Here is a 22340-nt window from a genome sequence, read left to right on the forward strand (position 1 = left end):
TGGCTGAGCGGTCATATTTTCTCGTCAGCAAGGCATAAACTATGATAAATGAAAATGATTCTTCACAAAACCCTTTAGAAAATCAGGGAAAAATCGTGTTTCCTGATGATAGAAACTTAATGAGCATTGCACAATACGTAAAAGATGTACAGCAAAGTCACAAAAGGTCAATTCCACCTTTAGACCAGTGGCATCCAAAGCATTGCGGCAAAATGGATCTAAAGATAAAAGCCAATGGAGAATGGTGGCACGAAGGTCAATTGATCAAGCGGCAGGCTTTACTCGACCTGTTTAGCAAGGTGCTGTGGAAAGAGGATGGAAAGTTTTACCTGAAAACACCTGTTGAGCAGATTGAAATTGAGGTTGAGGATGAGCCACTGCTAATCAACCAGGTGGATCAGGTTGAGATAGAGGGCAAGACCTATTTACAGCTCACCACCAGCAATCAGGATGTGGTGATTGTGGATGAGCGACACCCAGTTTTTATGCGTGCCTATCCAAATGAAGCAGGAGAGGATGAATTGCGTCCTTATGTGCATGTTCGTTTTGGAATGAATGCGTTGATTCAGCGTCAAAGTTTTTATCACCTTGTGAACTATGGCAGTTTGTCTGAAAATGCACGGGGTGAGACAGTTTTGACATTAAAAAGTGGTGATTTGGTCTTGCATTTAAGCACCTGAGGTTTAAGCTTAAAAGAGTGAAGAAACCACAGTGTTAATGTATTTGTATGACTGCTGTCCAATCCCTGCCCGTATTGGCTGACCCCATGCCACATGCATCCTCTGATGCGCCGATTGGGGTTTTTGATTCAGGAATTGGAGGCTTGTCGATTGCGCAGGAGATTGCCCGACATTTACCCAACGAACGGATTCTCTACTATGCCGATACCGCGCATGTGCCTTATGGGGCCCGTTCAGATCAGGAAATTCGACAATTAACAGCGCGTGCGATTGAGTGGCTGTATCGGCAGGGCTGTAAGATTGCGGTGGTGGCATGCAATACTGCATCGGCATTTAGTCTGGACTACCTACGTGACTACTATGGCGAGCATTTTCCGATTGTGGGATTGGTGCCTGCATTAAAGCCCGCTGTACTGCAAACACGGTCGAAAGTGGTGGCTGTGTTGGCGACACCTGCAACCTTTCGCGGACAGCTCATCAAGGATGTGATGAGCAGGTTTGCCGAACCTGCTGGCGTTCGGGTTTTAAAAGTCACCAGTCTGGAACTGGTGCCTTTTGTTGAGGCGGGACAGCAAATGAGCCAGGCCTGTCTGGATGTGTTGCAGGATATATTTCAGCCTGTGGTGGAGCAGGGCGCGGATTTTTTAGTGCTGGGATGTACTCACTATCCTTTTTTAAGGGATGCAATTCATCAGGTTTTTGATAAAAAGTTAAAATTAATTGATTCTGGACAGGCAGTTGCGCGGCAAACAGCCTATATTTTGATAAAAAATAGGTTATTATGTGACAAAATAAGTCATAATATTACACGTATTGAATGTTATGTCAGTGGTCATAATGCTGTTGAATTAAAATCGGTACTGCAGCATCTCATGCCAGAACAATTAACATGGACGATTCAGAATTTAGATGATCTGGGCGCCTAAAAGCATCAGTTGATTCATATTCAAGATTTTATTGGGGTTATTGTTGATAAGGCTTAAGCGAAACAGCTTAAGGGTTATTGATAAGTGAACTGGGACCTAGCCTATGCAAGATACTCGCTATCAGGTTTTTATCCGAATAGCCGTAAAACCTCGGGGTTTAGCCCGAGGATATAAGGCTGCAATCCGCTAGTCCCCCTTGTGGGGATTAGCTAGGATTGCTAAAAACATTTGAATCTAGTAATCCATGTGCTATGATAATTACGTTGTATATTTTTAGTCAGCAGACTGATACAACACGAAAAAAACAGTTTTCCCCATTGTAATCCGTGCACTCTTTGCAATCCGAAAGGTAGGACTACATTGGAATAAGAAGCAGAGAACTATAGTATCTGTTTCGTGGCAGGACATTGCCATCTAGCAGTAGGAATCCCCGTCCTTTAGGTCGGGGAGGATGTCAATTCTACGTCTGGCAATGAAATGCAACCAGAACGGGCGGTTTTGGCCCAGACACTGGTTGGAATGGGGTTCTTTTCGTGGGGCTTGGAACAGCGCACACCCTTAAGCACCTCGATTGCTCGCCGACAGATTGATGACTGTGATTACGTGGTGATTTTGCTGGGGAGCCAGTATGGCGAGCAGTCCGTTTCAGGTGTGGGCTATATGCATCTGGAATATATCTATGCCATGACCAAACAGAAACCCGTGATTGTGTTTATGCATGAAGAGCCAGAAGCACGCGAAGCTAAACTGCATGACCATAAAGCCGAGTTAAAAGAAAAATTCAAAGAGTTTAGAAAACAGCTTCAACATGAAGTTGATCAAGTTTTTACCTATCTTAGCTTAAGGGATCTGGAGCTTGCTGTTCGCTCCAGTATGCCACAAATGCTGGAACGCTATCCTGTGGTGGGGTGGGTTCGTCCACAAAATACGCAAGTTTTACAAGATGAAATTGACAGTTTGCGTGCCAAGGTTAAACAGCTTGAAACTGAAATAGGCAGTCGGGAAGCCGATCCACTCACCAGTGTGCTCAAGGTGTCCATGCATGAGGTGTATTCATTTGAATACCGTATGCATGCCTATCAGGATGGTAATTTCAAAGAAGTTAAACCATTCCGTAAAATGACATGGGCACAGTTACTGAATGTGCTTGGTTCATCATTTGTGATTCCAACAACTGAAGAATATTTTTCCAAGCGCATGAATGAATATCTAAACGAAACGGGTCTGGATGATGCGCGCAAGGAAATGCCACGCGCGCATGCTGTTTCACGTGCACAGGTGAATATCCGTGCCCTGCATGAAATCAAGTTGCAGATGCGCCAGAATGAGTGGATTGTGCCAACAGGACGAGATGACCGCCAACGTATGCTGTGGCAACTGACCGCAAAAGGGCAGAAGCTTCTGGAAAGCAATCGGGTTTTTCAGTTTAAGACCATGCATTAATCCAATTTAAAAAAGTACGGCAAATTAAAAAAGTACGGCAAAACTGCTAAAGTATAGGGAGAAATTCAGCTATAGCGGAAGTGATGTATGTCAGCGACACCAAAACCCAAAGTAACTGTGGTTTTAGCAAATTTAGGTACGCCAGACCAAGCCACTGTACCAGCAGTACGTCGTTTCTTAAAACAGTTCTTATCCGATACCCGTGTCATTGAAATCCCCAAAGTAATCTGGTGGATTATCCTGCACCTGTTTGTACTGACTTTTCGGCCCAAGCGGGTTGCCGAGGCGTATGCCTCAGTGTGGTCAAAAGATTCTCCAATGCGGGAAATTGTACTTGAGCAAACACGCTTGGTTAAACAACGCTTGCAAGATGAAAATCATCAGCTTGACCTCACGGTCGTCCCTGCGATGACCTATGGGCAACCGAGCATTTATGATGTCTTGGCACAACTGGAAAAAACACCGCAAGAGCATGTGATTCTGTTGCCGCTATTTCCCCAGTATTCAGCCACCTCAACTGCACCATTGTATGACGCCTTTGCCAGATGGATTCCACAGCAGCGTCATTTGCCAGGTCTGACCCTCATCAAGGATTACTACCAGCATCCGCTGTTTATTCAGGCATTGGCGGATAGTGTTCTCAACTATCAGGCTGAACATGGCAAGCCTGAAAAGCTGTTGATGTCCTTTCATGGCATTCCCCAGCCTTATGCGGACAAGGGTGATCCTTATGCTGACCGTTGTCGAATCACTGCCCGTTTAGTTGCAAATGTCTTGCACTTGAAAGATGAGGAATGGGCGATTAGTTTTCAATCTCGCTTTGGTAAGCAGGAATGGGTCAAACCCTATACCGACCAGTTATTACAACAATGGGGCGAGCAAAAGGTTCAGTCCGTGCAGGTGATTAGTCCTGCATTTTCGGCGGATTGTTTAGAAACATTGGAAGAGTTGGCGATTCAGAATAAAGAACTGTTTCAACATGCGGGTGGTGGGGAATATGCCTATATTGCTGCGCTGAATACCGATCAGGCCCATATTGATTTGCTTGCTAGTCTGGTTCAGGCTAATCTTGATGCCCTAACCCATACCTTAGCCCACCGTTAACTGCGTTTTAGCCAGAGGTTTTTATGCTACAAGTCAAAATTGTCCCTGTGACTGCCTTTCAACAAAACTGCTCGATTTTATGGGACAGTGAAACCAAAGACGCGATTTTGATTGATGCAGGCGGTGATGCGGCAGTGCTGAAAAAAGAAATCGAAGCCTTGGGTCTGCATGTGAAAGCATTATGGCTCACCCACGGACATCTTGATCATGCAGGTGCGGTCGGTGAGTTGGTTGATACATGGAAAGTGCCTGTGATTGGTCCACATAAAGAGGATCAATTCTGGCTGGACATGATTCAGGAAGTTTCGGCACGTTATGGCTTCCCGATTCCACAACCCGTCAAGGTCGATCAGTGGCTAGAGGGTGGTGAAGTGCTGAAACTGGGTGAGGATGAGTTTGAGGTGCGTTTTGCGCCTGGTCATACCCCAGGCCATGTGATGTTCTACAATGCCAAACATGGTTTATTATGGACGGGGGATGTCCTGTTTAAGGGTTCTATTGGGCGTACTGATTTTCCTAAAGGGAATCATCAGCAATTGCTGGATTCCATCCAGCGTGAATGTTTTAGTTTGCCTGATGACACGCAATTTATTTCAGGGCATGGGCCAATGAGCACCATCGGCTATGAAAAGCGATTTAATCCTTTTGTGGCAAGTAAAGCGGGTTGAGTTCGGTACGACTAAACAAGAAGATGATTAATCCTCATAATCATCTTCATGGCGTTTGAGATCGGCCTGAGGCGCATCCTGAGTTGGGAGTTTATATTCGTCACTTGCCCAGGCACCCAGATCAATCAATTTACAGCGTTCTGAGCAGAATGGACGAAAATCATTATTTTCCCATGTGCTTGGCTGGCCACAACGAGGGCAGGGAAAGGTACGGGGCATAGAAAACTCCTAAGGCAGAAGGTAAATAGATTAGGCAAACGTCAGGTGAGTTGTTAGACTTATGCCGATTTATAGATAGTTTGATGGGATTATGTTGATTCGTCAATTTCAAGCACAACGCATGCGGGCACCACGTGATTTTCAGCCGATTCCAGATACCCCGATCTACGTGGAGATTGGGGCTGGAAAAGGCAGGCATGCCTTGTTGTTCACGGCTGAACATCCGCAGGTAACGTTGTATGCGATTGAACGAACCAGGGAAAAGTTTGTGGCGATGCAGAAACAGCATCAACTGGAACCGCGTGAACATTTAAACCCTGTGCATGCCGACGCCTTGCCCTGGGTGGTGCATGCCCTGTTTCCTACACAGGTTGAACAGTTTTTTATTCTCTATCCCAATCCAGAGCCACATAATCCAGCACAGCGCTGGCTGAACATGCCATTTTTCGAGTTCCTGTTGTCTCGCCTAAAACCGAATGGCATGATTACGCTGGCGAGCAACATTCCAGCATATATTGATGAGGCAGAGCAACAGCTTATTGATGTGTGGAAATTACCTTACCAAAAGCAAAAGATTGCAACAGACTCAGCCCGTACCCATTTTGAAATTAAATATTTAGAACGTGGTGAGCTGTGCCAGCAGTTACTAATCACTAAACCACAGCACTATCAGACCCGTTTTGATGATTTTGCGCCGTTACAAGGGCGGAACATACAAGGGCAGCCTGATGGCGAATAAGCGTATTGCGATTATTGGTGCAGGTCCAGCAGGATTGATGGCGGCTGAAGTGCTGAGCCAATACAACTACGATATTGAGGTTTATGAGCAAAAACCATCGGCGGCACGCAAGTTTTTAATGGCAGGCAAAACGGGACTGAATATTTCCCATGCCGAGCCTGTTGCAACGTTTATACAGCGTTATGACCATGCTGAATGGCTAGGCTCATGGATTGAGCAATGGGATGCAAAGTGGATTCAGCACTGGATGCACGGGCTGGGCATTGAATCCTACATTGGCAGTTCTGGACGGGTATTTCCCGTGGAGATGAAAGCCGCGCCATTGTTGCGGGCTTGGTTAAAACGTCTAATAGCGAATGGCGTGAAATTTCATTATCGCCATCGTTGTGTGGCATTGTCAGGCAATCAATTAACCATTGAAAATCAGAAGCAAATGTTCACAAAAAGCTATGATGCGATTATTTTGGCCTGTGGTGCAGTGTCATGGCCACAGTTGGGCAGTGAGGGTGACTGGCAACACTGGTTATCCTCAAATGAAATTAAGCCATTTCAGGCCAGTAATGTGGGTGTGTTAAAGGCTTGGTCGCCGTTTATGCAGGACTGTTTTGGCCAGCCACTCAAGCGTGTCAATGCATGGGTACAGCCTGATCAGCAAACGTATGGTGATATTGTGGTGGCACATTATGGTTTGGAAAGTGGAGTTATTTATAAACTGGGACGTGAGTTAAGACAGCTTCTAGTCCAGAACCAGCCCTTGCAACTGCATCTGGATTTACTCCCTGATCTCAGTATTGAGCAATTGGAAAAAAAATTGCAGAGCAACAAAAAGCAGTCTCTCACAAATCTTTGGCGTAAAGCAGGGTTGGATCAGGTCAAAATTAATCTGCTTCGGGAAATCGTCGATAAAAGCTTATGGTCAGATGCCAAGAAAATGGTGCAGCAGATCAAGTATCTCAGTATTTCTTTAGATGGTTTCCGTCCAATTGAGGAAGCGATTAGCTGTGCGGGCGGGGTCAAGCAAGATGTTTTATCTTCACAACTGCAATTGAAATCTAATCCTTATGTGTTTTGCTGTGGCGAAATGCTGGACTGGGATGCACCGACAGGTGGATATTTACTAACAGCCTGTTTTGCCACAGGGCGAGCGGCAGGGCAAGGCGTACATCAATTATTGAATGCAGCCATATAATATTTACCTTGTTGTTGAGCTTTCAAAAATGCTAGTTTTTAGAAAACTTTGATTAGGATAATGGGCATGTCTCAAGTTACCCCTATTTACCACAAGATGCTGAACGTCCTTAAGCCTGCATTGTTATTGCCATGATTTTTGATACAGCCTCCTTAAGTCCAGCCGAAGCCTATCGCTTACTGGTCGGTGGTGTTACGCCGCGTCCAATTGCATGGATCAGTACCCGATCTACTGATGGCATTGACAATATTGCCCCTTACTCATTTTTCAATGTGGCCAGTTGTAATCCTCCTATCCTGTGGTATTCACAGGTCAATCCACAAAGTGGTCAGGATAAGGACACCTTGAGAAATTTAATTGCGACCAGGGAATGTGTGGTACACATTGTGAATTCCCAGTTAATGCAAAAGATGAATTTATCCTGTGCCTTGCTTTCGCCTGAGCAGAGTGAGTTTGATTTTGCTGAGATTGAGTCATGTGCGAGCAATAGTGTTGAAGCGCTGGCAGTGAAAGACTCTCCCATCCGTTATGAATGTCATTTAAGGGAGGTGATTCCATTGAGTAGCCTGCCATCAGGTGGAACGGTTGCCTTGCTGGATGTAAAGTCTATTTATGTCGATGACCGTCTTTGGAATGGCACCATGATCAACCAGCAGCAACTGGATAGCGTAGGCAAAATGGGTGGAGATTTTTATAGTTTAACCACTGAGCTACGCAAACTGGAAAGGCCTTAAAAATAGCATAGATTAAAAAAGACAGGAGGCTTTAGCACCTCCTGTTTTTATTACTTTGCTGTCAAGGCCTCACCCTCAAACTTCACACCATCCCAGCCATTCTGCATAAACTGGCGAATATTCTGGTGGTCGCTTGCTTCAGGTGTCGCCAATACAGATGCATAATGTTCCGCAAACAACTTGAGGGTGTCCTGTTGGTTTAAACCCTCAAGTTTGGCAAAGGAGAACACTTTGGCACTGCCCTGATTTTCAGTCGCCGCATTAAACTGCGCGCCATTTTGAAAAGCCGTTGGCGTATGCTGATAACGCGCCTCGATAAATGCCAACACGTCTGCAAACTTCACAGAACCATCTTTTAATTGTGCCAATAATGCTTGAGCCATATTTAGTTCTCTGTTGATCAAATGAATGGCAGCATCATAGCATTGAATTAATGGAATTGATGAAGACAGGAATTAAACTGGATGCAGCAACACAGGTGGTTTAAGCCCAGAGTAAAGAATTAAGCTATTTTAAAGTCATCAATATAGGAACTGCTGTTTTTTCGTTTTTTAGCCAGATTTCCCTAAGCTGTGGATAACTTAAACCTTATGCACAGCTTTATCACGGCCCAAAAACAGCAGTTGAGTTGTCGAAAAATTATGTTATTTTAGGATAAAGGAGATGGCATTCTTCCTGTTACAAACCGCCATAGTGGCTAATGATGCCTACGTGACCCTGAATAGGGGACGTAGGTTCGTGCGTGCTCTATTCTCTATCTGGAGTTCGCAGATGAAAAAATTTCTAGCACAAGCAAAAATCTATATCCAATCCTCCATTTTCTCCAAATCTTTTTTGGGGTGAGCCATGTATTATCCTTTAATTTCAATTGCCTTGGGTTCTGTGCTGGGTGCATGGTTGCGCTGGTTTTTGGGTTTAAAGCTGAATCCTATTTTTCCCAATATTCCTTTAGGTACGGTCACCGTTAATTTTGTGGGTGGCTTTATTATTGGCTTTGCAATTTCTTATTTTTCCCAAAGTGCGCTGAGTCCCAATTACAAACTGTTTGTGATTACGGGATTTTGTGGCGCACTGACTACATTTTCGACTTTTTCCGCCGAAATTATTGCCCTATTACAAAGTGGCAAGCTGGGCTACGCCTGTGCAGCGATTTTAATTCATGTGATCGGGTCGTTGCTGTTTACCATTCTGGGCATGAGCCTGCATCAATGGCTGACGGCTGCTTAGCTTAAAAGATAAACAAACAGCTAATTTAGGCATAAAAAAAGAAGTTTAAGCGGAGGAGATATAACCTTAGACTTCCAATATTAATAGCTTAATGAATGAAACTTAAAACAAGATTAACCTTTGCGATTAAAACGTGCAAAGCGTTTTTTAAAGCTGGCGACACGGCCCTCATTGCTGGCCTGACGCACTTCACCTGTATAAAACGGATGTGATGCGCTGGAAATATCCAGTGTGACGTAAGGATAAACTTTGCCCTGATATTCCTTAGTCTGTTTGGTTTGAATGGTGCTTCCAATCAGGAAATAGGCATCGGCATTGGTATCGTGAAAAAGAACCTGTTGATAAGCAGGATGAATATCTTTACGCATTGTGAAATACTCCATTGTTTTATGAAATGTTATAACATAACATTAAATGGAGTCAATCTAATCTATTTCAAGTTTTGTTTCCGATCATTTTGGTCTGATGAATCCTTATGCAGACAGGGCGGTTATGAAAATCCTGTATCAAGTGTTAATTGGGAACCAATTCCTCAAACAGATCATTCAGGTTGTCATGTACCTTAAGATGGATCAGGTTCCAATAATGTCCTGAAATGGTACGGTTGACCATTAATGTATCTGGAGATGGCTTAAACACATCCCAGTATTTCAATGATTTTTTCACCAGACGCATGCCATCGTGATGGGATGAGTTTTCGGCAAAGTCATAATGTGTGTTCAATGGACGCAACAGCACCTCTATCCACTGCACGTACAGCTCACTTGGGAATTTCTGTTTTTCAGCAATTGAATGCAGTTCAACCAGTAAATCTTCAACCTGGGCAATATCCTCCTGACGTGCAGCATTGACCAGTGCCTTGAAGTGCTGAATCAGTTCTGGTGAAAGGGTTTTGACACTGCCATAGTCGTAGATGATGACACTGCCATCTTCCCGAAAAGCAAAATTGCCTGGATGTGGGTCACAATGGAAGCGTTTCAGGAAGAACATTTCCTGTCCGAGGGCACGGATCAGGCGGCGGCCAATCTGGTTGCGGGTTTCAACCGACCATGTGCTTGCGGTTTCAATGGATTCGCCCTGTTCCAGACTTAGCGTGAGTACCCTTCGCGAAGAATATTGTTTATACACGGTTGGAATAATTACTTGATCATCAAGCTGTTCATGGAAAGTCTTAAATACTTCCAGATTCTGCGCCTCAATTTCGTAGTTTAATTCTGCGGAAAGGCTATCCTGAATCTCTTGAAACAACTGATCCTGTAATTTTTTATCAATCTTTAAAACACCCATTAAACGCAGGGCAAGACGGACCTGTTTTAAGTCACTTTCACAGGCTTGGTCAACGCCAGGATATTGCACTTTCACCACCACCGCCTGCCCGTCAGGGAGTACTGCACGATGTACCTGACCAATCGAGGCTGCCGCGAAAGGCTCTGGCTCAAATGAGGTAAAAATCTCATTCAGTGGCTTACCCAGTTCTTTTTCGACCTGCTGCTTGATTTCAGCAAAAGGCATGGCTGGGGCTTGGCGTTGTAGTTTTGAGATCGCATTGGCGACTTCAGGTGGGAAAATGTCTTTGTATTGTGAGGCGATCTGTCCGACTTTCATCACTGCGCCTTTCATTTCTCCAAGTGTATCGGCAATCTGTAAACCGATTTCCTGAAAAAGCTGGCTGCGTGCCGCATTTTTTTGTTCTTCATCTGCGGTCAGGTTGCGAATGGAATTGGCAACGCTTTTGCTGGCGATGCTTGCAGTCATGCCCGCCAGTTTTAGAAAACGTTTACTGGGAGAACTTGCATGCTTTGCCATGATGATTGCGCCTCTATGTTCTGTTTTTAAGTGATACCCTGATCATAGGCGACAAAACTTAAATTGCCTAGATGAAAATGTTAAGTCGTGTAAGTCTTATGAATCAATCACTCCATCTTGTTGGGTTTTATTATCATGAGGACAGTATCCACGCTAGCCTTATCATAGTAACTGAATAGGAGCTGTTGCTTATGGATTTGAGCTTTTCAGTTGCATTAAACGTTTATTATTCAAATATAAACGACCAATCAACAGGACACAGGCAATGGTTAAGCCAATGATCAGGCCCAGCCAAACACCCGCCACGCCCCAAATGGTATAGCGGGCCAAGTACAAGCCAATTGGAAAAGCCACCACCCAATACGCCATCAGGGTAATCCACATCGGAGCCTGTGTATCCTGCATGCCACGTAGACAGCCTGCCGCACTGACCTGCCAGCCATCCACCAATTGATATGCGATTGCGAACCAGAGCAGGTACATGGCAATCGGCATGATGTGTACATCATTGGTATAAATCGCCACGATATAGGGGCGGGCCAAGGCAATCAGGGCCATGGTACAGGCAGCAAAGATGGTCGCACTAATCAACCCGACTTTTTGTACCTGACGCATGGCGAGCCAGTTTTTTTCGCCATAATACATGCCAACCCGAATGGTTAAGGCTATCGCTAACGATAGCGGAATCATAAACAGTTGTGACGTGACGGAAATGGCGATCTGGTGTGCTGCAATTGCATTTTCCCCTAATGGACTGAGGACAATTGCACCTGTACTAAAGATACTCACCTCAAAGAAAACCGCCAGACCAATCGGAAAGCCCAGTTTTAGAATACGTTTTGTCCAGCCTAGGTCCAGTTTTTCCCATTGGGTAAAGATCGGTGCCTGTTTGTAAGCCTGAGCTCTGGAAATATAGATGGCTAAAGTGATGAACATCAGCCATTGCAAGATGGCCGTGGCAAAGCCACAGCCTGCGCTTCCCAATGCTGGAATAGGACCAAATCCATACATGAAAACAAGGTTCAGGGGAATCAGCGCCAATAAGGCAAGTAGGCTAATTGCTGTAACAGGACGGGGATGTCCCAATGCCTCGGAATAACTGCGCAGGGCGGCGTACATCATTACTGCGGGCATGCCAAAACCAATGGCATGCAGGAACAGGCTGGCTTTGGGGAGTAAGCTTTCAGGCACACCAAACAGGGGTAAAAAGAACGGCATACCCTGTAAGATCAACATGGCAACCACTCCAAGAATTGCGGCAACCCATAAGGACTGGCGTGCAATGGTTGGGATTTTCTCAGGGGTTTTTGCGCCCCGTGCTTCCGCAACCAGTGGGGTGGTGGCAATCATGATGCCTGCAAACAGCAGCATAATTGGAATCCACAGGCCCACACCAATCGCGATTGCGGCAAGGTCGGCTGCGGATAAGTGGCCTGCCATAATCGTGTCAATCAAGCCTAAACCCGCTTGGGCGAACTGTGTAATCAGGATGGGTAACATCAGGTGAAACAGTTGCTTAAGTTCAAACCGTGCAGTGTGGGTGTGGGGCACAAAAAATACTCTTTAAAATTGTGAAAAATCAGCGTTGTAAAGTCAGTAAAACACCAAGGAAAATGACAATACCGCCCAGTAGGCGCTGCCAGTTGATAGGGGTTTTCTCTGTCCCTAACCAGCCAAAATGATCCAGTAACATGGAAATGAAAAGCTGCCCAAAAATGACCAAACCCGTAAATGTTAAGAAGCCAAGTTTAGGTGCAGTATAGATGCTCGTACTAATTGCATAAACCCCAAGTATCCCACCCAGCCACAAGAACCACGGAATGTGTAAGAGTTCACTTAAACTTGGCTTTGCTGCGCTCTGGAAATAGACCATAACCGCAAGAATAATTGTACCAAACAAAAATGAAATAAAAGCGGCCTGTATGGGCGAATGTAAATATGTTTTAAGCTGGGTATTTATTGCAGTTTGAAAGGCCATTGCAATACCAATTCCCAAAGCGAGGGGAATGATAAAAAGTAACTGGCTTGAGAGTTTGATCATATTTATATCATTCATTATTCTTGGTAATTCTCATACATAACATAGATGATGAGCCGTTGATTAGTCGAGTCATGTTAAAATAATTAAGTTCTGTTATTGAGCTTATATTTTGAGTGCATTAAATCCAGCCCTTATTCCACTTTCACTTTATATCCATATGCCTTGGTGTGTGCGCAAGTGCCCATACTGTGACTTTAACTCACATGCTGTACCTGATGGTCAATTGTCTACAGATTTGGAACAGCAGTATCTGGCGGCATTGGTGGCTGACTTTGAAACTCAGCTGGAAATGGCACAAGGGCGCTCTATCCATAGCGTTTTTATTGGGGGGGGGACGCCATCGCTGATTTCTGCACAGGGCTACACATGGTTATTTGAAAAGCTCAGGGCTCGTCTGGACTTTGAACCTGATTGCGAAATCACTTTGGAAGCCAACCCTGGAACGGTTGAGCATGATCCTTTTGCAGATTATCTTGCTGCGGGCATTAACCGATTGTCGATTGGTGTGCAAAGTTTTAATACGGAACATTTACAGCGTTTGGGAAGGATTCATTCTGCCGATAATGCGCTCAGTGCCATTCAGCAGGCGCGGCAGGCAGGCTTTGAGCGTGTTAATGTGGATTTAATGCATGGTTTACCGCAACAAACCCTTGAACAGGCTTTAACTGACCTTAAACTTGCGGTAGAGCAGGGCGCAACCCATATCAGTTGGTATCAGTTAACGATTGAGCCGAATACCGTTTTCTTTCGTACCCAACCTGCTTTACCGCAAGATGAACTGTTGGAGCAGATACAGGAGCAGGGCGAAGCTTATTTAAAGGCACAGGGCTTTATCAATTATGAGGTTTCTGCATGGCGTAAAGAACAGCCATCAGCGCACAACCTGAACTATTGGCAGTTTGGCGATTATTTGGCAATTGGAGCGGGGGCACATGCTAAGATCACCCGTCCAGATGGAATTTATCGTTTTCAGAAAACCCGTTTGCCTAGGGATTATTTAGCCAAGGTTCCTGCGGATCATCTCCAGATGAAAAAGATTGAAGCCGATGAATTGCCTTTTGAATTTATGATGAATGCATTGCGTTTAAATGATGGAGTTAATGCCGAACTTTATGAGCAGTGTACAGGACTTGATCTAAATGACCTGAATAAAACATTGAACCAATTGCGTGAAAAGAATTTATTGATTAACGATTTAAACCGCATCTCATGTACTAAACAGGGGCATGTGTTTTTAAATTCGGTGTTGGAAAGTTTTTTATAATTTAGCTGCAAGATTGCTTTGAGCAAGAATGCTTAAAGTAATCTATTATTTGTTGTCATCTTTTAGAAAGATAGTCCGCACAAAATAAAAAACCTCATCATTTAAGATGAGGTTTTTTAGAATCTGGTGGGTCGCCCGCGATTCGAACGCGGGACCAACGGATTAAAAGTCCGCTGCTCTACCGACTGAGCTAACGACCCTGAGCGAGGATAAGTAAAGCAACGCTTTACCCGAGCGCAAGAGAAAATCTATGACTTTCTTTGGTCTTGGATCCTAAGCAATCAGAGGAAAGATAAATCTTTCAAACACTGCATCGTTTTGATGTTGCGTATTCTAGCAATTTATTCAGCTAACACAAGAGGAAATTGTAAATCATGCGAATGATTGTTTATAAAAAACACGATTTCCTCTCGTTTAGCTAAAAAATAAACTAAAAGCGGTACTGATAATTTTGAATATTGTTAAAGATTTCAGCATTTACATCGCAATAGGCTATTGCGCCTGGTAATAACACCAACAAACGTTCAGACGTTTTGGCTGGATTAAAGGCATCTTCTTTCAGCTTGTTTTTCTGATACTTAAATGTGCCTGTGGTTTCAACCTTGGCCTGAACGCGAAGGAATACTGGGATTGCGTATGATGGCAGGTATTTCTTGAATACGTTCACCATAGCGCTTAAATCAGCTTCATTCAGTTCTTCACCATCCACAAGCGTGATTGCAGCCATACCTGCACGGCCATTGGTATTTGGAATTTCCACGCCATAAACCACCGCTTCTGCGATCTTGTGGTATTCGCAAACCATGTTTTCAACTTCGGTGGTGGATACGTTTTCACCTTTCCATCGGAAAGTGTCGCCTAAACGGTCCACGAACTGTGCATGGCGGAAACCGATGTCACGAACCAGGTCACCTGTATTGAAGTATGAATCACCCTTGGTAAATACATCCTTAAGAATAACCGACTTGTTCTTTTCAGGATCGGTATAGCCATCAAACGGGGAACGACTGGTAATTTTGCCAATCAGCAGGCCCACTTCACCTGTCTTCACTTTCTTGCAGTGGCCTTTCTTGTCACGGACAAGCTCATTCTTTTCCTTGTCAAACTCAACAATGGCATAAGGGGTAGGAGAGAAGCCCACGGTATTGTCAAAGTTGAAGATGTTGCTAAAGCCAACATTGCCTTCACTTGATGCATAAAGTTCAAGAACCTCCTGCACACCAAAACGTTCCTTGAATTTGCCCCAGATGTTTGGACGCATACCGTTACCAATCATTTTGGTGACACGGTGGGCGCGATCAAGTTCCGTTGTCGGCGCATCAATGAGGTAACGGCAAAGCTCACCAACATAACCAATCGCAGATGCATTGAATTTTTGAACATCTTTCCAGAATGCACTGGTTGAATATTTACGACGTACCGCAAGTGTTGCACTACCCGCAATCACGCCACACCAGCACACCACCACACCTGTTGCATGGTAAAGTGGCAGGGTCACATACATCACGTCATCCTTGCCAAGATTAAGGATATGGCCGTATGTACCATAAGCTAGCGTCCAGCGGCTGTGGGTGAAAATAACCGCCTTAGGCAGACCTGTTGTACCAGAAGTATAGATATAGAACAGGCCATCCTTACCTGTCACTGTACGTGTGGTGGATGGATTGAATTTCGGGAATTGATCAATTTGCTGGGCAAGATTGACATAGTCTTTAGGTGCAGTACCAGCATGCTTGCGCGTTTCCTGGTCAGCAAACCAGTGGAAACGGTCTTGTGGCACTTTTAATTCTGGGCGAGCTTCATCAATCGCAGCACGGACTTCTTCACCTGCAATCACTGCAATTGGATTAACCAAATTAATGCTATGAGCAAGGACTTTACCGACTTGTGATGTGTTTACGAGTGCGATCGTGACACCAATTTTAGCTAAAGCAACAATCGTAGCAATCAGTTCAGGACGGTTTTCAACCATCACCGCAATAACATCACCCTTTTTTGCGCCAAGAGACAAATAGTAATGTGCAATCTGGTTTGCCCATTCATTTAGTGCTCGATAGCTATAGCTTTGATCTTCAAATAACAGTGCAATACCTTGTGGGTTACGCTTTACTGCTTTTTCAAATGCGATCCCTAAACCAGTTGGAGAGGCTGGTGTCCGCAAATATGCCTGTTTAAGACCACTGAGGATATGAGGTACTTTGGTAATGAAGTTCGGAAGTCGGGTTGCGACATCACCAATGGTAATAATATCGGTCTGCGTAGTTTGGCTCATATCAATCCTGTTTATTTTTTGATCAATCCAAGAAGTGGCTATTTTTTGGAACACTACCATTTAACATCTTTGCTGTTGATGCTGCTTTTAGTGGCGATTCCCTAGAGCAATCAACCTGAGCTGCGTCTAAAGCAGCGCAAGGGCCTAGCTCTCTTACAATATCTCAATGACGCTACATTTTACAGTAACAAAAAAGCCTAATCATCGAAATGATTAGGCTTTTGCTTATTGAGTGTAATTTAGCAAATTATTCATTGCCAACGATACTCTTTTTCGGTGGTCGTCCACGAGGGCGGCGAGGGCGGGTAGATTTCTCCTTTTCCGCTTTGGCAGCTTCATCTTCCACATCTGTTTCTTCAGTGCTTGCGACTGGTTCAGTGTTTTCAATAGTCTGCACTGCTTCAACTGCATCTGTAACCACCGCAGTTTCAGTCTCAACAGCAGCTTGCGCTGACTCAACTGCTTCAACAGGTGCTGTTTCTTCCACCACCACAGGCATTTCTTCATTTGTAAGTGCCAGTGCCTGTTGTTCAGGTGCTGCATCACCAACAGTGTTTTGCGCAACAACAGTCGCAATTGCTGTTTCCTGCACTTCTTGCGTGGTTTCAGTGCTTTCTACAGGGGCACCAGGCGCTATATTGGAAGCCAGATGCTCCTCTTTTGCTTGCTCAGCCGCAAGTTTTGCTAAACGACGACGTTCACGTGGATCGTTGGCAACACGCGAAGCGGATGCTTCTGGTGGTGTTAATGGCAATACAGGTGCTGGTTCAGCTTCTTCGGTTGGCTTCTGGCGTGGAAGTTCTACATCACGTGTAACAGGGCGCTTTTCCTCAGCAGCTGTTTCAACCACCAGGGTGCTGGCATATTGTTCAGCGAACTTCTGCAAGGCACGGTTGAATGTAGTCACCAAACCAAACTGCTCAATCAGGAATTTGCAGTCTTCACCATAAATATGACGAATCAGGCCACCCATGGTGTATTGTCCCAACGCTGGAATTTGCGATGGTGCAATTTTTGCTGCCATTTTTTGGCTGCTTTGCGCCCCACGCTGACGAGGGCGTGAACGTGGATCATTGCTTGCACGTTTCGCTGGTGCCTGGGTTGCCTCTTCAACTGGTGTTGTTTCAGCAGCAACCTGCTCTGCCTGAACAGGCGCAGTTGTTTCAGCAGCCCTCACAACCGCTTTTACTGGCTCGGCCTGTGGTGCTGGCGCAGTGGTCTGCTGTGGATTGAGCGCAACAATTTCACTTTGTCCCTGATCAATGTTGACGATCAATGCCGTATTCATTGGTTCAGTGCGAGGTGTATCAATCACATCAACTTTAAGCTGCTGTGGATTGGATGCAGCCTCAACTGCAACAGGCGTTTCGTTGAGAACACTTTGGTCACGGTGACGGTTCGGGCGGTTTGGACGCTGCTGGCTATGACGGTCACGACGTGGCAACGGTACAGAGGTATCATTTCCATGAACAGCATCATTTTGCTGTTGCTGGTTTTGTGATTCCTGCGGACGTTTTTGCTGGCGTTTCAGGTCACGTTGCTCTTGACGCTGTTCCTGACGTGACAGTTGAACAACTTCCTCATGCACCTGATTTTGTTGCTCATGGGCAAGTACATGCTGTTCACGTTGCTCTTTATGCTTACGTTTCTTTGGGTTTTGAGACTGATTTGGACGGTTCAGTTTTTCGTCTTTCTCAAACGCTTCGCGAGTTTCCTGCTTTACAGGTGTCTGGGAAATATAGACATTATTTGCTGTTGTTTCCGCAATTGCAGCTGTCTCAACCTGGCCGAATTGACCACGGCTCACAGCGCCATTATTGATCATCTGTTCAATAGCTGACGCCGCATTTTGTGCAGAGCGGGACTGATCAATGGTCTGAGCCTGTTTTTGAACAAACAGGTTCTCTAACCATGCGCAAGGGCTTGCTGCTTTTGACGCTGCTGCCTGTGCCTGTTTTGGCTGGGCAGTGCCTTGCTGTGTTATAGCCTTTTTCTGTGGCGCTGTCGCCTGCTGCTGTGCTGGAGCAGCATGACTGTGCTCAGCTTCTTCCAGATGCCATTCAGAAGACTCATAACCCAGTTGTTTTTCACTGTCACGGGTCGCTTCAGTGCGTTCATAGCTGGATGGCGCAAAGCCTGCTGGATTGTACTGGATTTCATAATGTGGCGTTTCCAAATGTGGATGCGGCAGAATGGTGACACGCACATTGGAGGTTTGTTCCAGATATACAAGGCTGTGACGCTTTTCATTCAACAGGAATGCAGCGATTTCCACAGGGACTTCTACCTGTACCTCGCCTTGACGTTCACGTAATGCAATTTCTTCCACTTTACGCATAATTGAAAGTGAAAGGGAGCGTAGGTCGCGTACCATGCCTGTGCCATGACAGCGTGGGCACACATAGCCCGTTGCTTCCTCAAGCGATGGGCGCAAACGCTGACGACTCATTTCCATCAGGCCAAAACGTGAAAGCTGGCCGAACTGGATACGTGCGCGGTCACTTTGAGTTGCTTCACGAAGTTTCGCCTCAACCATGCGCTGGTTGCGGTCCTTGGCCATGTCGATAAAGTCGATCACCACCAAACCACCAATATCGCGTAAACGAAGTTGACGCGCAATTTCCTCAGCCGCTTCAAGGTTGGTATTTAATGCGGTTTCTTCAACATCATGACCACGGGTTGATTTCGCCGAGTTAATATCGATGGAAACCAGCGCCTCGGTTTGGTCAATCACGATTGAACCGCCAGAAGGAAGTTTTACTTCACGTTCATAAGCAGTCTGGATTTGGCTTTCGATACCGAAATGAGCAAATAATGGCTCATTCTGGGTATAGGTTTTTAACTTGTCCAGCTGACGTGGCATCACAGCTTTAACGAAGTTGTAAGCTTCATTATAGGCCTGTTCGCTATCAATCAGGATTTCAGCAACGTCATCACGTAGATAGTCACGGATGGCGCGTGTCACCACACCCGCTTCCTGATGCACCAGCATTGGTGATGGACCAGAACTTGCCGTACCCTGAATTTGTGCCCAAAGGTCCAGCAAATGCTGTAGGTCAAGTTGCAGTTCTTCCTGTGAGCGACCGATACCCGCAGTACGAACAATGACGCTCATGCCACGAGGTAAATTTAAAGAAGATAGAATTTCTTTGAGTTCTTCGCGCACAGAACCTGAAATCTGACGGCTGATGCCACCACCTTTCGGATTGTTTGGCATCAGAACCAGATAACGGCCAGCCAGTGAAATGAAAGTTGAAAGCGCGGCACCCTTGTTGCCACGTTCCTCTTTTTCAACCTGGACCAATAATTCTGTGCCTTCGGTGATCAGTTCACGGATGTTGGAGGTTTGGCGTGGGTCCGCCTTGAAATACGAGTTTGCAATTTCCCGCATTGATAAAAAGCCCTGGCGCTGAGCGCCGTACTCGACAAAAACCGCTTCTAGAGACGGTTCAACACGAGTGACATGACCTTTATAGATGTTTGATTTTTTCTGTTCGCGAGTACGATTTTCCAGATCAAAATCGTAAAGACGACTACCAGTGATAAGTGCAACGCGAACCTCTTCAGCGTGGGTTGCATTAATCAGCATACGTTTCATGGGTGTGACACCTAATAGTGATACACACAAACAACTCGCTCGCTATTTTTGAGCAAACATCAAATTGGCGTGATCAAGACTCAGGAGCAGCTTTGATATGCGAAGCTCTGAAACCACTGACTGTAAATCCAGTTCTGGGTTCTGATACGGTTATTTCGATGTCGGCAATCCTGCTTCAATCCTGGGCACCGTGATATATCACTGGACCCTAAATGATCCAAGTTTCCTGTGCGCTTCACTGGCGGGTGAGCGGTGCATTGGATGTGATGACTTTCACTGTCATTAAGCATTAAGGCCGCCCCATTTGGACGTCCTGATACGGAATGATCATCGTATCTTCGCCTGGCAGTTCCAATGCATCAACGCTTTAGCCTGAATGCGGCATCAGGGAGCAAATTGTCTGATGTGGATCAGTTTACATTTAATAGCCAACAAACCTGTTGGCAACATATTTTTTCTGGACAAACCGCAGGGTATATTGAAATATCAATAAACCCTATGTGCAGATGCACAATTAAACGCAACAGTTTGTCATTTTGCCGATATAATAAGCCTTCGGCGTCGGCATAATTCTTTACGACCTATCCGAGCTGTTGGTGAATATCTCATCGATTTAAAATTTTATCTAAATAAAATTTTTGATTTGATGCTCACTTACGGTGGTATCCGTGCGCTGAATATATCAAACCTTGCGGCATCTGCCTATGGGCTAAGTTTAGGTTTCTTGTGAAATAACTTAGCTAAATGATCATTTTTTAATCATATTTAGCAAATCTTGGATAAATCGAGCGTATGAATTCTACACAACAATGGCAAAGTGTCACTTGGTTTGACGTGGATGAGCATCAAGACGGGCAGCGAATAGACAACTTTTTATTTACCCGATTAAAAGGTGTTCCAAAAAGTCGAATCTATCGTTTGATTCGTGAAGGACAAGTACGTGTCAATAAAAAAAGAATAAAAGCAGAAACACGGTTGCAGATTGGTGACCAGATTCGTGTTGCACCGATTCGTTATGAGCAAAAAGATGAAACGGCTGCGCCTGTGAGTGATAGCGTTGCTCAAAGCTTATTGAGCCGTGTCGTCTATGAAGATGAAGGTTTATTGGTGGTCAATAAGCCTTCCGGTATTGCAGTACATGGCGGTAGTGGTGTCGCATATGGCTTGATTGAGGCTTTACGTGCGGCGACAGGAAAAAAATATTTAGAACTGATTCATCGGATTGACCGAGACACTTCTGGCTTGGTGATGATCAGTAAAAAGCGTAGCACCTTAAAATTGCTACAAGACCTACTGCGTGAGCATAAAATTCAAAAAACCTATGCGGCGATTGTCAAAGGACAGGTCAGCTTGGATAAGCAGTTGATTGACGCACCTTTATTGCGTTATGAACTGGCTAATGGTGAACGCCGTGTGCGTGTCACCAAAGAAGGTAAGCCCAGTAAAACAGAATGGAAGGTGGCTGAGCGTTTTAAAACAGCAACTCTGGTGCATGCTTCGCCTTTGTCAGGTCGTACCCATCAAATTCGTGTACATGGTTTAAGTATTGGTCATCCACTGATTGGTGATGATAAATATGGGCACAATACAGCGTATTCAGGGCCTGAAGCGCGACGTTTGTGTTTACATGCCATGCGTTTAGAGATTCCAAATTATCCAACCATTGAAGCACCCATGCCTGAAGATATGCAGCAGTTAATTGATGAGTTGAGAAAGCAATCATGAATCAAATTGAGAACATCATCATGCGTCAAAATGTGGAGTTGGTGATTTTTGATTGGGATGGAACCTTATTTGATTCTGTTGGGCAAATTGTGGCAAGTTTGCAGCATGCTGCACAACAATTTGAACAGCCGCTGAGCAATGACGCTGCGAAAAGTATTATTGGTTTGGGTTTGCCTGAGGTCATGCAAATCTTATTTCCACAAGTGCCTCATTTACAGCAGGATATTTTGCAATGTTATGCGGATCATTATGTGGCGAACTCGAAGGGTGATGTCTGGTTTAATGGGGTTGCTGAACTACTCGCAGATTTAAAGCAACAAGGTTTAAAACTTGCTGTTGCGACGGGCAAAAGCCGTAAAGGCTTGGATCGGGTGCTTGGACAAACCAATAGCCATGACATTTTTGATATTACCCGTGCGGCGAGTGAAACAAGATCGAAACCAGATCCATTGATGTTAAAAGAAATCATTTCAGAGATGGATGTGGCTGTGGATCGCGCCATTATGGTGGGAGATACCAGTTATGATCTTGAGATGGCACAAAATCTGAATATGCCAAGAATCGGCGTCAGTTATGGCGTGCATAGTGTTGAAACGTTACAACGTTATCAACCGCTTACGATTGCGGATAATGTGCAACAATTGCATGATTATTTGCAAGGGATGATACAATCGACGGCACTCTCAGAGAGTTAAGTGGTTTAAG

19 protein-coding genes, 1 tRNA gene, 2 pseudogenes and 1 riboswitch are annotated in these 22340 nt (G+C 45.0%); of the genes and pseudogenes, 13 read left to right on the forward strand and 9 right to left on the reverse strand.

Annotated elements, in window-relative coordinates; translation table 11 throughout:
- The first annotated feature begins 41 nt into the window (after positions 1–41).
- The 5 genes and pseudogenes from F972_RS01825 (at position 42) to F972_RS01845 (ending at position 4821) form a co-directional block, all read left to right on the forward strand.
- Entirely contained in the window at positions 42–680 is a 639-nt protein-coding gene (locus F972_RS01825; protein WP_004763731.1) for a DUF1285 domain-containing protein, read from the forward strand.
- Between the two features lie 47 nt (positions 681–727).
- The gene (gene murI, locus F972_RS01830; RefSeq protein WP_004763733.1) at positions 728–1606 is read left to right on the forward strand and encodes a glutamate racemase; all 879 of its coding nucleotides are present in this window, start codon (positions 728–730) and stop codon (positions 1604–1606) included.
- A 459-nt stretch (positions 1607–2065) separates the two neighbouring features.
- A pseudogene (locus F972_RS01835) lies at positions 2066–3049 on the forward strand (DUF4062 domain-containing protein); the annotation flags it as partial.
- Between the two features lie 87 nt (positions 3050–3136).
- Positions 3137–4153 carry a ferrochelatase gene (gene hemH, locus F972_RS01840; protein ID WP_004680643.1) on the forward strand — a complete coding sequence of 339 codons (1017 nt, stop codon included), beginning with the start codon at positions 3137–3139 and terminating at the stop codon, positions 4151–4153.
- A 23-nt stretch (positions 4154–4176) separates the two neighbouring features.
- A complete protein-coding gene (locus F972_RS01845) occupies positions 4177–4821 on the forward strand; it encodes an MBL fold metallo-hydrolase (protein ID WP_004680640.1) in 645 nt (214 codons plus the stop codon).
- Between the two features lie 27 nt (positions 4822–4848).
- On the opposite strand, the gene F972_RS01850 is transcribed toward F972_RS01845, so the two are convergent.
- Positions 4849–5040: a DNA gyrase inhibitor YacG gene (locus F972_RS01850; RefSeq protein WP_004680638.1), complete on the reverse strand. Its 192-nt coding sequence runs from the start codon at positions 5038–5040 to the stop codon at positions 4849–4851.
- A 91-nt stretch (positions 5041–5131) separates the two neighbouring features.
- Between F972_RS01850 and F972_RS01855 the strand changes: the two genes are divergently transcribed.
- The 3 genes from F972_RS01855 (at position 5132) to F972_RS01865 (ending at position 7702) form a co-directional block, all read left to right on the forward strand.
- Positions 5132–5779, forward strand: a complete 648-nt coding sequence (locus F972_RS01855) for a class I SAM-dependent methyltransferase (protein ID WP_004680636.1) — start codon at positions 5132–5134, stop codon at positions 5777–5779.
- The gene (locus tag F972_RS01860; RefSeq protein ID WP_004756230.1) at positions 5769–6968 is read left to right on the forward strand and encodes a TIGR03862 family flavoprotein; all 1200 of its coding nucleotides are present in this window, start codon (positions 5769–5771) and stop codon (positions 6966–6968) included. Before F972_RS01855 ends, F972_RS01860 begins: the two co-directional genes overlap by 11 nt.
- 131 nt (positions 6969–7099) lie before the next feature.
- Positions 7100–7702: a flavin reductase family protein gene (locus F972_RS01865; RefSeq protein WP_004756228.1), complete on the forward strand. Its 603-nt coding sequence runs from the start codon at positions 7100–7102 to the stop codon at positions 7700–7702.
- A gap of 50 nt (positions 7703–7752) precedes the next feature.
- On the opposite strand, the gene F972_RS01870 is transcribed toward F972_RS01865, so the two are convergent.
- A complete protein-coding gene (locus tag F972_RS01870; protein WP_004756226.1) occupies positions 7753–8085 on the reverse strand; it encodes a HopJ type III effector protein in 333 nt (110 codons plus the stop codon).
- A gap of 267 nt (positions 8086–8352) precedes the next feature.
- Positions 8353–8419, forward strand: a riboswitch (Fluoride riboswitch).
- A gap of 129 nt (positions 8420–8548) precedes the next feature.
- Between F972_RS01870 and crcB the strand changes: the two genes are divergently transcribed.
- Positions 8549–8929, forward strand: coding sequence for a fluoride efflux transporter CrcB (gene crcB, locus F972_RS01880; RefSeq protein ID WP_004756224.1), 381 nt, complete (start codon positions 8549–8551; stop codon positions 8927–8929).
- Positions 8930–9042: 113 nt separating this feature from the next.
- On the opposite strand, the gene F972_RS01885 is transcribed toward crcB, so the two are convergent.
- The 4 genes from F972_RS01885 to F972_RS01900 form a co-directional block, all read right to left on the reverse strand.
- Positions 9043–9297 carry a type B 50S ribosomal protein L31 gene (locus tag F972_RS01885; protein ID WP_004756222.1) on the reverse strand — a complete coding sequence of 85 codons (255 nt, stop codon included), beginning with the start codon at positions 9295–9297 and terminating at the stop codon, positions 9043–9045.
- Positions 9298–9442: 145 nt separating this feature from the next.
- On the reverse strand, positions 9443–10735 hold the full coding sequence (locus F972_RS01890; protein ID WP_004756220.1) for an ABC1 kinase family protein: 1293 nt from the start codon (positions 10733–10735) through the stop codon (positions 9443–9445).
- Between the two features lie 189 nt (positions 10736–10924).
- Positions 10925–12286 carry an MATE family efflux transporter gene (locus F972_RS01895; RefSeq protein ID WP_004756218.1) on the reverse strand — a complete coding sequence of 454 codons (1362 nt, stop codon included), beginning with the start codon at positions 12284–12286 and terminating at the stop codon, positions 10925–10927.
- 28 nt (positions 12287–12314) lie between these two features.
- Positions 12315–12776, reverse strand: coding sequence for a DMT family transporter (locus F972_RS01900; RefSeq protein WP_004763738.1), 462 nt, complete (start codon positions 12774–12776; stop codon positions 12315–12317).
- A 109-nt stretch (positions 12777–12885) separates the two neighbouring features.
- Between F972_RS01900 and hemW the strand changes: the two genes are divergently transcribed.
- Positions 12886–14040, forward strand: coding sequence for a radical SAM family heme chaperone HemW (gene hemW, locus F972_RS01905; protein WP_004763739.1), 1155 nt, complete (start codon positions 12886–12888; stop codon positions 14038–14040).
- A gap of 124 nt (positions 14041–14164) precedes the next feature.
- On the opposite strand, the gene F972_RS01910 is transcribed toward hemW, so the two are convergent.
- From F972_RS01910 to F972_RS01920, 3 genes are all read right to left on the reverse strand, one after another.
- Positions 14165–14240 (reverse strand) — tRNA-Lys (locus F972_RS01910).
- A 230-nt stretch (positions 14241–14470) separates the two neighbouring features.
- Entirely contained in the window at positions 14471–16312 is a 1842-nt protein-coding gene (locus tag F972_RS01915) for a long-chain-acyl-CoA synthetase (protein WP_004680611.1), read from the reverse strand.
- Positions 16313–16559: 247 nt separating this feature from the next.
- Positions 16560–19910 (reverse strand): Rne/Rng family ribonuclease, encoded by a 3351-nt coding sequence (locus F972_RS01920; RefSeq protein ID WP_004680609.1) that lies wholly within the window; start codon positions 19908–19910, stop codon positions 16560–16562.
- 354 nt (positions 19911–20264) lie between these two features.
- Between F972_RS01920 and F972_RS16520 the strand changes: the two are divergent.
- The 3 genes and pseudogenes from F972_RS16520 to F972_RS01930 all read left to right on the forward strand — a co-directional run bounded on the left by F972_RS16520 (position 20265) and on the right by F972_RS01930 (position 22330).
- Positions 20265–20640 (forward strand): annotated as a pseudogene (locus F972_RS16520) (hypothetical protein).
- Between the two features lie 62 nt (positions 20641–20702).
- Positions 20703–21635, forward strand: coding sequence for an RluA family pseudouridine synthase (locus F972_RS01925; protein WP_004637773.1), 933 nt, complete (start codon positions 20703–20705; stop codon positions 21633–21635).
- 20 nt (positions 21636–21655) lie between these two features.
- Positions 21656–22330, forward strand: coding sequence for an HAD-IA family hydrolase (locus tag F972_RS01930; RefSeq protein ID WP_026040077.1), 675 nt, complete (start codon positions 21656–21658; stop codon positions 22328–22330).
- Positions 22331–22340 lie beyond the last annotated feature (10 nt).

This window comes from Acinetobacter sp. CIP 102529, from assembly GCF_000368325.1.
GTDB classification, from domain to species: Bacteria; Pseudomonadota; Gammaproteobacteria; order Pseudomonadales; family Moraxellaceae; genus Acinetobacter; species Acinetobacter parvus.